General features: G+C 65.0%; 10 protein-coding genes. 4 read left to right on the top strand and 6 right to left on the bottom strand.

The annotated features are described in order from the left end of the window. Positions 1-27: 27 nt before the first annotated feature. Positions 28-729 (bottom strand): peroxiredoxin, encoded by a 702-nt coding sequence (locus tag ACM43_RS35930; RefSeq protein ID WP_271546703.1) that lies wholly within the window; start codon positions 727-729, stop codon positions 28-30. A gap of 195 nt (positions 730-924) precedes the next feature. Between ACM43_RS35930 and ACM43_RS35925 the strand changes: the two genes are divergently transcribed. Continuing rightward, positions 925-4731 (top strand): YhdP family protein, encoded by a 3807-nt coding sequence (locus ACM43_RS35925; RefSeq protein WP_271546701.1) that lies wholly within the window; start codon positions 925-927, stop codon positions 4729-4731. 172 nt (positions 4732-4903) lie between these two features. Here ACM43_RS35925 and ACM43_RS35920 read toward each other — a convergent pair whose 3' ends face one another. The 4 genes from ACM43_RS35920 to tyrS all read right to left on the bottom strand — a co-directional run bounded on the left by ACM43_RS35920 (position 4904) and on the right by tyrS (position 10231). Next, on the bottom strand, positions 4904-6598 hold the full coding sequence (locus ACM43_RS35920) for a methyl-accepting chemotaxis protein (RefSeq protein WP_271546699.1): 1695 nt from the start codon (positions 6596-6598) through the stop codon (positions 4904-4906). Positions 6599-6987: 389 nt separating this feature from the next. Then, a complete protein-coding gene (locus tag ACM43_RS35915) occupies positions 6988-7398 on the bottom strand; it encodes a DoxX family protein (protein ID WP_271546697.1) in 411 nt (136 codons plus the stop codon). Between the two features lie 230 nt (positions 7399-7628). Further along, a complete protein-coding gene (locus ACM43_RS35910) occupies positions 7629-8912 on the bottom strand; it encodes an MFS transporter (protein ID WP_271547262.1) in 1284 nt (427 codons plus the stop codon). 56 nt (positions 8913-8968) lie between these two features. Further along, the gene (gene tyrS / locus ACM43_RS35905; RefSeq protein ID WP_271546695.1) at positions 8969-10231 is read right to left on the bottom strand and encodes a tyrosine--tRNA ligase; all 1263 of its coding nucleotides are present in this window, start codon (positions 10229-10231) and stop codon (positions 8969-8971) included. A 166-nt stretch (positions 10232-10397) separates the two neighbouring features. On the opposite strand from tyrS, the gene ACM43_RS35900 reads away from it, so the two are divergent. From ACM43_RS35900 to ACM43_RS35890, 3 genes are all read left to right on the top strand, one after another. After that, positions 10398-11501: an anhydro-N-acetylmuramic acid kinase gene (locus ACM43_RS35900; protein ID WP_271546694.1), complete on the top strand. Its 1104-nt coding sequence runs from the start codon at positions 10398-10400 to the stop codon at positions 11499-11501. Between the two features lie 112 nt (positions 11502-11613). After that, complete coding sequence (locus ACM43_RS35895; RefSeq protein WP_271546692.1) at positions 11614-12309, top strand: glutathione S-transferase family protein; 696 nt, start codon at positions 11614-11616, stop codon at positions 12307-12309. 8 nt (positions 12310-12317) lie between these two features. Continuing rightward, on the top strand, positions 12318-12641 hold the full coding sequence (locus ACM43_RS35890; RefSeq protein WP_271546690.1) for a DMT family transporter: 324 nt from the start codon (positions 12318-12320) through the stop codon (positions 12639-12641). Positions 12642-12651: 10 nt separating this feature from the next. Here the strand turns inward: ACM43_RS35890 and ACM43_RS35885 are convergent, their stop codons facing one another. Continuing rightward, complete coding sequence (locus ACM43_RS35885) at positions 12652-13299, bottom strand: alpha/beta hydrolase (protein WP_025036034.1); 648 nt, start codon at positions 13297-13299, stop codon at positions 12652-12654. Between the last annotated feature and the right edge of the window lie 63 nt (positions 13300-13362).

Raw genomic sequence — 13362 nt, 5'->3', positions numbered from 1 at the left:
TGGGAACGCGCGAATTTAAAGGATTGGTTAAAGGCTCCTTGCCGCCTCCAGCACTTCGTCGGCATGGCCATCGACCCGGACATTGCGCCAGATCCGCGCCACCTTACCGTCGGTCCCGACCAGGATCGTGGTGCGAAGAATCCCCAGGAAGTTCTTGCCGTACATGGACTTTTCGCCCCAGGCCCCATAAGCCTCCAGCACCTCATGCGTCTCGTCCGAGATGAGGGGGACGCCGAGCTTGTGCTTGTCGCGGAACTTCTCCTGGGCCTTTAACGGATCGGCGGAGATGCCGAGCACGGCGGTGCCGGCGGCAGCGAAGGCGTCGGCGAGGCGCGTGAAGTCGATCGCCTCCCGCGTACAGCCGGGGGTGTCGGCGCGGGGGTAGAAGAACAGGACGAGCTTTCGGCCGGCATAGTCGGCCAGCGTGACCACGTCGCCGCCATCGCGCGGCAGGCGGAAGGCCGGGGCCTTTTGGCCCTCGGCCAAGCCGGACTTCAAGCCCGACTTGGCCGCAGCCGGAGAGGAGGCGGATTTGGAGGATTTTAACTGTTTCGATGCCGCCTCATGTGATCCTGCTTTTGCTATGGTCGCAGCTGATTTGCGTGCCGGCGTCCGCTGCGTTTTCGCGGATCTTGTTTGAGTCGATGCCCGCGTTTTTGCGGACTTCGTTGTAGCGGTCGGACTGCCGGAGGGCGTTTTGGACGATTTCTTTCGGGATTTCTTGGACATACGCCTTCCTTTCGACGCTTTCGGCAGGTCAACCGAAGCGGTATTGCAGCTCTTGTCCGGCGAGCCGGAATCGTGCCCTCGGCTGGGCAAGTCTGGCGACGCCGGAGTATGGTTACAAGGAATTCCACGCACCACCCCACTGCTCGTTGAACGCGCTCCCGGGGCGAAATGACGAACAGCAGGAATATTCGAGGTATGGCGGCAGTGCCGGCGCAGGGAGCGTCACTTCCCGCGAACGGCTGCGGTCCCGGCGGCGCTCAATCCTATGACGGGCGCCTGTATCGAGAGGCAATGGCAAGGAATACGTCGCCCCAGGACTACAACCGGGATTTTGATCGGCGCGGCGGCCAATTCGAGCCGCAGGAGTGGGACGACGCCGACTGGGATCCGGATCAGGAAGCGGCTGCACGCAATCGCGCACGCCGGTTGCTGGCGCGTTCCGGCTCGGGCTTTCTTCGCTTCGGTGGTGGATTTGGCGCGCTGCGCCGCTGGACGGGTGGGGGACGCTGGCTGAAGCGCCTTGCGGTGGCCGTCGCCACCGTCATCGTCATTTTCATCGGCTGTTTCGGTGCGCTGTGGTGGCGGCTCGGTGCCGGTCCCATCAGTCTGGACATCGCAACCCCGTGGCTCGCAGCCGCGATCGAGGACAATATCGGCCACGGCAACACCGTTGAGGTCGGCGGCACTCAGATCGAGCGGGCGGGCCGGGTCCGCGTCGCCGTCCGCATCCGAGACATCATCGTTCGCGACCGCGATCACGCCGTCGTCGCCAGCGCGCCGAAGGCCGAGGTGAGGCTGTCGGGTGCGGCCCTCCTGATGGGGCACCTGCGTGCCGAGAGTCTCAACCTGGTCGATGCCGAGCTCGCCATCCGCATTGCGCCCGACGGCACCGTCACCGTGTCGGCCGGCGACACCGCAAAGCCGCTGGCGACCGGTGTCGCGTCCAAGAAGGACGCGGGCCTGCCGCCGACATTCCCACGCAGCGGTGTCCCCCCGCCGCCATTCGCGACCGCGCCTGCGAGCCCGGACGCATCGCAGGCTGCACCGCAGGCGACCGCGCAGAGCGGCATCCTTCAGGGCCTCGACTGGCTCGACAGCCTGAGCATGACGGGCCTCGACGGTCAGAACCTCAACGAGATCGGTCTGAAGAACGGCGTCCTGATCGTCGACGATCAGCAGCGCGGCAGCAAATGGTCGTTCGAGAACATCACGCTCAGCCTGCGCCGGCCGAGCCGCGGCGGCGTCGCGCTCAGCCTCGGCGAGCAGGGCGCGCGCCCGTGGATGCTGCGCGCCACGATCGGCCCGGCCGAGAACGGCGTGCGCTCGGTCGACATCAAGGCCGACAAGGTCTCGACCTCCAACATCCTGCTGGCGCTGCGGGTGAAGGACCTCACCTACACTGCCGACCTGCCGCTGACGGGCGAGCTCAAGGGCGAGCTCGGCCGCGACGGCGTGCCGACCTTCTTCCGCGGCAAGATCGCGGTCGGCGCCGGCAACATCATCGATACCGACACGCCCGACTACCCGATGGCAATCGACTCGGCCGAGATCAACGTCGAGTGGGATGCGAACCGGCGGGTGCTGGTCGCGCCGTTCAAGGTTCTCTCCGGCGCGAACCGCCTGACGCTGCTGGCCCATGTCGAGCCACCCAACGGCAACATCAACGACTGGCAGCTCGGCTTCAGCGGCGGTTCGATCCTGCTCGGCGGCATCGACAACGAGCCGCCGCTCGTCTTCAACCGCATCGCGATCGGCTTCCGCTTCGACACCGACCACAAGCGCATCCTGCTGACACAGGCCGACGTCTCCAACGGAGAGATCGGCGTCGCCGGCACCGGCGCCATCGACTATTCGGGCGAGCCGCGGCTCACCCTCGGCTTTGCGGGCACGCCGATGTCGGCCTCGGCCTTGAAGCGGATGTGGCCGACGCTGATCGTCCCCGAATTGCGTGAATGGGTGATCGAGCGGATCGAGCGCGGCACGCTCCAGCGCATCGAGATCGGCGTCAACTCGCCGACCAGGAACCTGCCGCGCAAGGGTCCGCCCATTCCGGACGACGGCCTGTCGGTCAACATCGTGGCGAGCGGCGTTGCGGTCCGGCCCGTGGACGGCATGCCGGTGGTGCGCGATGCCGATCTGAAGGCGCGCGTGACCGGTCGTACCGCGACTGTCAACATCGGGCAGGGCATTGCCGATACCCCCGCGGGCCGCAAGGTCACGATCTCCGACTTCGTCTTCGAGGTGCCGGACATGGCGCCCAAGCCGTCGCCGTCGCGGAGCAGGTTCCGTGTGGAGGGGCCGGTGCCCGCGGCCGCTGAAATGCTCGCCAATGATCGGCTGAGCGACCTGTCGGCGACCGTCGTCGATCCCAACACCAGCAAGGGAACGTTCTCGGCGAACATTCAGCTTGGCATGCCGGTCAAGGGCGAGCTGACCAAGGCCGACACCACCTACGCCGTCACCGCCGATCTCAACGGCTTTGCCGCCGACAAGCTGGTGATGAACCAGAAGCTGGAAGCCAACAACCTCAAGATATCAGCCAACAACCAGGGCTATCAGGTCAAGGGCGACGTCAAGATCAACGGCCAGGCGGCCTCGCTCGATTATCGCAAGCCGGCCGAGGGCGACGCGGATGTCAGGCTGCAGGCGACGCTGGACGATGCCAGCCGCGCGCGGCTCGGCTTCGATCTCAGCCCCGCCGTCATCGGATCGTTGCCGATCAAGCTGTCGGGCAAGATCGCGAGCGGCGCGGATCAGACGACGAAGCTCGGCGTCGAGGCCGATCTGACCTCGGTCAGGCTCGACAACATCCTGCCTGGCTGGGTCAAGCTGCCGGGCAAGTCCGGCAAGGCCAGCTTCAAGGTGGTGCCGACGGCGCAATCGACGCGTTTCGAGGACATCGTCATCGAAGGCGGCGGCGCCTCGATCAAGGGCTCGCTCGAGCTCGACGCGAACAGCGATCTCGTGAACGCGAACTTCCCGACCTACGCGCCGTCCGACGGCGACAAGGCCTCGCTCAGGGTGGAGCGCAGCCAGGACGGTGTGCTGCGCGGCACCATGCGTGGCGACGTGTTCGACGGCCGCGGCTTCCTGAAGTCGGCGATCTCGGGCAATTCCAAGGACGACAAGAACAAGCTGAAGAACGTCGATTTCGACATCGATGTGAAGCTCGGTGCGGTCGCCGGCTTCAACGGCGAAGCCATGCGCAGCCTCGACGCCAAGATGTCGAAGCGCAACGGTGCCATCAAGGCGTTGACGCTGAGCGGCAAGATCGGCCGCGACACGCCTGTCGCGGCAGATCTGCGCGGTGGCCGCGCCCAGGGCAGCCGCGAGGTGATCTACCTGCAGACCAATGATGCCGGCGCGCTGCTGCGCTTCACCGACACCTACACCAAGGCGGTCGGCGGCCAGATGGTGGTGGCGATGGAGCCGCCGGCCTCCGAGCCGAACACCGCGCGTGAAGGCCTGATCAACGTGCGCGACTTCACGGTGAAGGGTGAGGCGCAGCTCGAGCGCGTGGCTGCCGGCGCGCCCAACGGCACCGGCAACGGTGTCTCCTTCAGCGCGCTGCGCGCCGAGTTCACCCGGCAAAACGGCGCACTCACGATCCGCGATGGCGTGGTCAAGGGGCCGATGATCGGCGCCACCATCGAGGGCTCGATCGACTATCCCGGCAACCAGGTCTGCATGAGCGGCACCTTCGTGCCGATGTACGGCGTCAACAACATCTTCGGCCAGATCCCGCTGTTCGGCATCTTCCTCGGTGGCGGCAACAATGAGGGGCTGATCGGCGTGACCTACGAGGTCGTCGGCACGCCAGCCGCGCCCGTGATGCGCGTCAATCCGATCTCGGCGATGGCGCCGGGCCTGTTCCGCAAGATCTTCGAGTTCAACACCGGCAAGCAGAACTCGCCGTTCGAGGAATTCCCCTCGCATTCGAACGACGGCTCGACCGGATCGACGCGCCAGCTGTCGAGCGGTTGCACCCTCGCGCGGCGGTAGCGGCGATCTGCTTCTCTCCGACGTCATGGCCGGGCTTGTCCCGCCTGCGCGGCCGAAGCCGCTTCGGCGCGGCGAAAGCCGGGCATCCACGCTCTTCGTGCGGGGAGCCAAAAACGTGGATGGCCGGGACAAGCCCGGCCATGACGCAAGTGGAGATATTCGGGCCTGAAGGCTACGCTGCGCGCACGCCCTTCAGGAACGTGCCGACCTCGCCGGAGAGCTGCTCGGCCTGCTTGGAGAGGTTGCTGGCTGCCGCGAGCACCATGCCGGCAGCGTTGCCGGTCTCGTTGGCTGCGGTGGAGACGCCGCCGATATTGGTGGTGACCTCCTTGGTCGCCTCCGCGGTCTGCGAGACGCTGCGGGCGATCTCGGCGGTGGCGGCGCCTTGCTCCTCGATGGCCGCGCCGATCGAGGTGGCGATGCGGCTGACCTCCTCGATGGTGGCGGTGATGCCGCCGATCGCATCGACAGCTTCCTTGGTGGCGCCCTGGATCTGGGCGATCTTGTCGCCGATCTCGCGGGTGGCTTCCGCGGTCTGGCTCGCCAGCGACTTCACCTCGGAAGCGACCACGGCAAAGCCGCGGCCGGCTTCGCCGGCGCGGGCGGCCTCGATGGTGGCGTTGAGCGCGAGCAGGTTGGTCTGCGCCGCGATGTTGGAGATCAGCTCGGCGACATGCTCGATCTGCTGGGCGCCGTCGGACAGCGCGCGCACGATGGTATCGGTGCGGCGGGCACTGTCCACCGCACGTCCCGTGACCTCGGCGGATTGGGCGACCTGGCGGCTGATCTCGGTGATGGAGGAGGAGAGCTCCTCGGCGGCAGCGGCGACGGTCTGGACGCGCTGGCTGGCTTCGGTGGCGGCCGAGCCGACCAATGCGGCGCGGCGATTGGTACCTTCGGCGGTCGATGACATCGACTTGGCCGTGGTCTCCAATTCACCGGAGCCGGAGGCCATCAGGCCGACGAGCTGGCCGACGGAGGCATCGAAACGGTCGGCAAGGGCGATCAGGGCCTCGCGCTTCTCCTGCTCGCTGCGGGCCTTGGCCGCGACCTGCTCGGCCTCCAGCGTGCGGGCCGTGAGCGCGGTCTGCCTGAGGATTTCGAGCGTCTCGGCCATGCGGCCGATCTCATCGCCGCGGTCGGTCTCCTCGACCGGCTTGTCGATGGCGCCTTCGGAAATCGCCTGCATGCGGCTCTTCTGACGGTCGAGCGCGCCGAGCACGTCGCGCGCGATCAGCCAGGACAGCGCCGCCATCAGCAGCATCAGGCCGATGCCGATGGCACCAAGCTCCAGCGTCAGGGCGCGCACGTCGGCGTCGATGTCGTCGACATAGAGGCCGTAGCTGATGACCACGTTCCAGGGCGCGAACTTGCGCGCGAACACGGTCTTGCGGACCGGCTCGGTCTGGCCGGGACGGGGATAGAGATAGGAGGTGACGCCGCCCTGCGCAGTCTCGCTGCCGGCCTTGATGATGGCGTCGGCGATCAGCACGCCGTTGGAATCCTTGGTGCCGGTGATCTTGCCTTCGAGCTGCTGATTGGCGCCGTTCACGACCAGGGAGCCGTCCGGATTGTAAACCACCGGATAGCCCTGGTTGCCGTTGAAGTTCATGCGGCGGCCGCGCTGGTGGAACAGGCTCTTGGCCTCGGCCGCCGTCAGCTTGCCGGCAGTCACTTCGTCCTGGAGCGCTTGGGCGTAGTTGTAGAGGAGCTCGACGGCGGTCCGCATCTGCTGGACGCGGTCCTCCATCATCCGGCTCTTGCTGAGCACGGCCGATACGCCGATGATGGCTGTGACCGTGAGAGCCGCAAGGCAGACCATGCTGGCAAGCTTGGTACGGATCTTCAGATGACTCAGCAGTTTCATCACAGCCCCTACGGAATGGTTGTTATTGCTCGCACCGGTAGCATGAAGTTCTTACCAATCATGAATGGAGGCATGCGGCGGCCTGCTGCGAGGACGGCGCAGGCGCGTGCGCAATCGTGCAGGCAAATCGCCTTGCCGATGGGCTCCAGTCCTTCCGGGAGAAGGGAATCGGTCTTGGGTTTTGGCAGCTAGACCGTCTGGACGGACCTGCAATGAATCGATTCGTTCATCGCATCATCATGTCTCTGCTGCTCGTCGCGGCCCTCGTTCTGATCTGGAACGTGCTGGGGACGCGCTGAGACGGCACCGGAGATCTGCCGGCGCCGTCGTCGTGCTTAGCGGATGAGATGTGCTTCAGCGGGGCGCGGATGCGCCCGCCGGTCCGGCGGCTATTTCTTGCCCATCGCTGCGTCGACGCTGACCGGGCCTCCGCCCGCCGCCGAGAGATACAGGCAGGCGAAGCAGAACAGGATCGCCAGGGTGCCGTTGTTCAGCAGCGGCAGGAACACCGGCGTCTCGCCCCTGAACATGTGGCCCATGAAATAGGCGAACGCCATTTCACCGGACAGGATGAAGGCCGACAGTCGCGAGAACAGGCCGATCATGAGCAGCCCGCCGAGCACCAGTTCGAGCGCGCCGGCCGCGCCGTAAAGCGACATCAGCTCGACCTTGGCGAACATCGGAACAGCCGGAAACTTGAACAGCTTGGCGACGCCGTACTGGAACAGCAACAGGCCGGTGATGAAGCGAAACAGGCTCAGGAGAACCGGTTGAAAGCGAGTGAGATAAGGAAAGTCCATTGGTTTGCCCTCCATCCAATGCTGGACCCAATGCTGCGACTTGGACCGCATTCGCTTCCGCCTCGCAAGCCACCCCGGATCAATTCAGCACTGACATTTTCGTCATGTCGGACAAAACACCGCAAGGCCCGCCGCCAGCGGCACGCGACCCTCTTTTTTGCACATGTTCGCCGCGCCTGGATCCGTAGGATCCCGGTGAAATCGGGGTGTGCAGGTTACGTCGGGGAGACCTACTCCCGCAAAGCAGGGACGACCAGGAACGGAATCATTCCGAGGATCACGCTCGCAAGTGCGAAGACGAGCAGGAGATCGTAGCCGTGCGTGGCATCGTGGATCAGGCCGCCGCTCCATGAGCCGAAGGCCGAGCCGAGGCCGCTGCCGATCGAGATCGTGCCGAAGATGGTGCCGACGCGTTCTCCGCGAAAGATCTTCATCGCGGTGGCGCTGATCAGCGGCCCGCGGGAGCCCATCATGCTGCCGAAGCAGATGACGAAGCCGGTGAGCAGAATGACGTTGGGATAGTACTGCAGCAGCCAGAGCAGAACGATGCCGAGAATCGAGATCGCGTAGCTGAGCAGCACCGACGGCCGGCGTCCGATCAGTCCGTCGAGCGCGGAGACGCCGAGCATGCCGAATACCAGCACGATTCCGGAGAAGCCCCAGGCGGTCGCAGCCTGGAGCGGCGGAAAGCCGGCGTCGATCAGATAGGCCACGATCTGCGCCGCGATCGCATACATGCCGACCGCGGTGAAGAAGAAGGTCGAGAACAGCGCCCAGAATGCGTGGTGGCGCATCGCGCTCGCGAGCGTCCAGCCGCTGTCGACGAAGTCAGGATCGCTCTTCTTGGCGATGTGCGGCGAGCCGGCCGCGAACATGCGCCAGGGCAGCAGCAGCAGCGGCACCAGCAGGGCGAGCGCGGCGAGGCCGAACAGCTGATAGGTCTCGCGCCAGCCGAGATGATCAATCAGGAGCTGCGAGGCCGGCAGCAAGGCCAGCACGCCGCCGCCCATCGCCGAATAGACCACCGCCATGGCGGTCGGCAGGCGTGGTCCGAACCAGCGGCCGAGCAGGATCGAATTGGGCACATTGCCGATGAAGCCAACGCCGATGCCGACGCAGATGCCGATCGAAAGCTGGAATTGCCAGAGCGCTTGCGCATGGCTCGCGATCAGAAAGGCCGAACCGAGCAGGAGCAAGCCGACCGCATAGACGAGCCGTGGCCCGGAATGATCGAACAGGCGCCCGACCAAGGGTGCGGTCAGCCCGCTGACGAGCCAGGTGAGGGAGTAGATCGAGACGGCCTGGGCGCGGTCCCAGCCCAGGCTTTCTGAGATCGGCTTGAGGAAGACCGTGAAGCTCTCGCTCAAGCCCCGACCAAGAACAGCCAGCGTGAAGCAGAGGCCGAGCACGACGAGTGCGGTGCGCACCGCGTCCCGCCCGGTGCTACCGATCCGTTCCTTGCTCGTTTCCGCTGTCGTTCCCGCTTTCGTTTCCCTGGGCGTGTTCTGGTCCATTGCCGTCAGGGAGCGCGCATCCGTGCGCCCTGACAAGCAGTGAAAAGCTCATACGCCTATGCAGGCTTGAGTAGCACGTGCTTCTTTTTGCCTAGTGAGACTTTGATAGCCCCGTCCTTGAGGTCCGCCGAAGTGAGCATTTTCATGATGCTATCGACCGTCTCGTCATTGATTTTCACGCCGCGGGAATCGATCAGGCGGCGAGCTTCGCCGTTCGATCGAACCAGTTTGGTGAGTTGAACCGCAATGAGAACCGATAGCCCCTCACCAAACAGGTACTTCTGCTCGTGTTCGGGTATTAGGACCGTAGGCAAAGTCTCCGCGGTTGCCCTTTCCTCGAAGGTGCGGCGCGCGGTCTCCGCGGCTTCGTTTGCGGCGTCGCGGCCGTGCAGCAGCGCGGTCGCTTCGGTTGCGAGCACCTTCTTGGCCTCGTTGATCTCCGAGCCGCCGAGCGCCTCGAGCTTCCTGATCTCGGCCATCGGCAGCGTCGTGAACAGTTTCAGGAACTTGCCGACGTCGGCGTCCTCGGTGTTGCGCCAGTATTGCCAGAAGTCGTAAGGGCTGAACTGGTCGGCGTTGAGCCACACCGCGCCTTGCGCGGTCTTGCCCATCTTGGCGCCCGAGGCGGTCGTCAGCAGCGGCGTCGTCAGCGCGAACAGCTGGTGGGTGCCCATGCGGCGGCCGAGGTCGACGCCCATGATGATGTTGCCCCACTGGTCCGAGCCCCCCATCTGGAGGCGGCAGCCGGTGCGCTTGGCCAGCTCGACGAAGTCGTAGGCCTGGCAGACCATGTAATTGAACTCGATGAAGCTCATCTCCTGCTCGCGCTCGAGGCGCAGCCGCACGGAATCCATGGTCAGCATGCGGTTGACCGAAAAGTGCCGGCCGACGTCGCGCAGCATCTCGATCCAGTTCAGCTTGGTCAGCCATTCCGCATTGTCGAGCATGACCGCGTCGCTCTTGCCCTCGCCGTAGCGGAGCACCTTGGCGAACACGCCGCGGATCGATTCCTTGTTGGCCTCGATCTCGGCGATGGTGCGCATCGCGCGCGTCTCGTCCTTGCCGGAGGGATCGCCCACCATGGTGGTGCCGCCGCCCATCAGCGTGATCGGCTTGTTGCCGGACTGCTGCAGCCAGTGCAGCATCATCATGGTCAGGTAATTGCCGATATGCAGCGAGCGGGCGGTGCAATCGTAGCCGACATAGGTGGTGGCCTCGCCCTTGGCGGCGAGCGCGTCCAGCCCCTCGAAATCGGAGCACTGATGGATGAATCCACGTTCCTGCAGGGTGTTGAGGAGATCCGATTTAAATGCAGTCATCTGTCGGCGTGCCTGACAATTCTTGGTTTACCGTTTTGAGGGCAATTTAAGGGTCTTCCGCGGGAACCCGGTTGGCCGCCCGCCACTTGGCGCGTTGGCATTATAAGATGTGTCCCCCTGGCACAAGATCGGCATGCCAGGGCGGGTTTCTTGAGGACGCTGGTCCATGATGTTGACGGCACTCGGTTTGATGAGCGGCACCTCGCTGGACGGGGTGGATGTCGCGCTGATCGAGACCGACGGAAAGCAGGTGAAGGCGTTCGGGCCGTCCGGTTACCGGCCCTACGGCCCGGCCGAGCGCAACCTGCTGCGCCAGGCCTTGAGCGAGGCCGTTCATCTGCAGCAGCGCGACGCCCGCCCGGGTATTCTGGGCGATGCCGAGCGTGCGGTGACGCAGGCCCATGCCGAGGCGGTCGCGGCCTTCCTCGCCCAGAACCGGATGAGGGCGGAGGACGTCGACATTGTCGGCTTCCACGGCCAGACCGTGCTGCACCGGCCCGAGAGACGGCTGACGGTGCAGATCGGCGATGGGCCGGCGCTGGCAAGGACCATCCATATTCCGGTGATGTATGACTTCCGCGCCGCCGACGTCGATGCTGGCGGGCAGGGCGCGCCGCTCGTGCCGGTCTACCACCGCGCGCTCGCCCATTCGCTGGAGCGCGAAGGGCCGGTCGTCGTGGTCAATATCGGCGGCGTCTCCAACATCACCTATATCGACGGCAACGACGCGTTGATCGCCTGCGACACCGGCCCCGGCAACGCGTTGCTGGACGATTTCATGTACCGCACCATGAACCAGGCATTCGATGCCGAAGGCAAATTCGCTGCGCTCGGCAAGGTGGATGATGCCTGGATTGCGCGGGCGCTGGAGCTGCGGTTCTTCGCAAGTCCGCCGCCGAAATCACTCGACCGCAACGATTTTGCGGCCCTGCGGCTCGGCGACGTGCTGCCTGCCGACGGGGCGGCGACGCTGACCGCCTTCACTGCGGCCGCGATTGCCCGAATCATTCCGCTGTTGCCGCGGCGGCCGCGCAGCTGGATCGTCTGCGGCGGCGGTGCCCGCAACCTCACCATGCTGCGGATGCTGCGGGAGCGGGTGGGCTCGGCCAGTGTCGAGGCGGCCGAAACGCTCGGCTGGGCCTCGGACGCGATCGAGGCGCAGGCCTTCGGCTTTCTCGCCGTCCGCGGCATGAAGGGCCTGCCACTGTCCTATCCGGCGACCACGGGCGTGCCGATGCCGATGACCGGCGGGGTGATCGCCAGGCCCTGATGATGACTGCCTGAGGATCACGCTCGGTTGATGCGAATGCATGGATCTTGACGAGTGGATGCAGATGCATCTATATTGGATGCAATTGCATCTAACCGCCGGGATCGTTGCCATGACATCGCCGCTTAATGCGCCCGCTTCACTGAAACTGATCAGCCACAAGCTTTGTCCCTACGTGCAGCGCGCTGTGATCGCGCTGAAGGAGAAGGGTGTGCCGTTCGAGCGGATCGACATCGATCTCGGCAACAAGCCCGACTGGTTCTTGAAGCTCTCGCCGCTCGGCAAGGTGCCGGTGCTGGTGGTGACGACGGAGCAGGGTGAGGTTGCGCTGTTCGAGAGCAACGTGATTTGCGAATACATCGAGGAAACCCAAGGCGGCGCGAAGCTGCATCCGGTCGACGCGCTGAAGCGGGCCGAGCACCGCGCCTGGATGGAGTTCGGCTCGGCGATCCTCGGCGACCTCTGGGGCTTGGAAACCACGACCGATCCGGCGATCTTCGAGAGCAAACGCCAGGCACTCGCGGCAAAATTCGCGCGGGTCGAGGCAGCGCTCGGCGCGGGCCCGTACTTCGCCGGCGAAGCGTTCAGTCTGGTCGATGCGGTGTTCGCACCTGTCTTCCGTTACTTCGATCTGTTCGACGAACTGACCGAGCACGGCATCTTCACGGATGCTCCGAAGGTCCGTGCATGGCGCGCAGAACTGGCGAAACGTCCAAGTGTCCGCACTGCTGTCGGCGAAGACTATCCGCAATTGTTGCGCGCCTTCCTCGTTCGCCACGACGCGCATCTGCTCAAGCTTGCGGCGTGAGCCATCCGATGTCGCAATCGCTTGCCTGGCTCATGCTGGTGATCGCGGGCCTGCTCGACGTCGGCTGGGCGATCACCATGAAATATGCCGAAGGCTACACGCGCGTCGGCTGGAGCATCGCCTCGCTCGTGCTGCTCGCTGCGTTCGTATTCCTGCTCGGGCGCGCCTTGAAGGTGCTCGAGGTCGGCGTCGCCTATTCGGTGTGGACCGGCATTGGCGCGGCCGGCACTTTCCTGATGGGCGTGGTGCTGTTCGGCGAGACCTTAAGCGCGATGAAGCTTGCCGGCATCGCGCTCGTCTTGATGGGGATCGTCGCGCTCAAGCTGGCTTGAGCCGCAGCCTTCACCGCACGTTGGCGAGGCGCATGTCGAGATAGGCCGTGATGGTTTCCATCAGCGGCTCGAGCTTGGAATCGAAGAAGTGGTTGGCGCCGGGGATGATCTGCTGATCGATCACGATGCCTTTCTGGGTCTTCAGCTTCTCCACCAGCGTGTTGACGTCCTTGGGCGGCACCACTGCATCCTTCTCGCCATGAACGATCAGGCCTGAGGACGGGCAGGGCGCGAGGAACGAGAAGTCGTAGAGGTTGGCCGGCGGCGCGATCGAGATGAAGCCCTCGACCTCGGGGCGGCGCATCAAGAGCTGCATGCCGATCCAGGCGCCGAAGGAGAAGCCGGCAACCCAGCAGGCGCGCGCCTCGGGATTGATGGTCTGCGCCCAATCGAGCGCGGCGGCCGCATCGGACAATTCGCCGGTGCCGTGGTCGAACGAGCCCTGGCTGCGGCCGACGCCGCGGAAGTTGAAGCGCAGCACCGAGAAGCCGCGATGGGCGAAGGCGTAGTAGCACTGGTACACGATCTGATGGTTCATCGTGCCGTGGAACTGCGGATGCGGATGCAGGATCATCGCAATCGGCGCGTTCTTCTGCTTGGCCGGGTGATAGCGGCCCTCGAGGCGGCCGGCAGGGCCGGTGAAAATGACTTCAGGCATCGATGATCTCTGATCTAAGTCCCTTGGAGGTGATCCCTGCGCAATCGTCCGATTGTGGCTCTC

It is taken from the genome of Bradyrhizobium sp. CCBAU 45321 (genome assembly GCF_028128975.1).
Classification (GTDB): domain Bacteria; phylum Pseudomonadota; class Alphaproteobacteria; order Rhizobiales; family Xanthobacteraceae; genus Bradyrhizobium; species Bradyrhizobium yuanmingense.
Note: the sequence above shows the minus strand (reverse complement) of the source record. Positions and strands in the feature narration are given on the sequence as shown.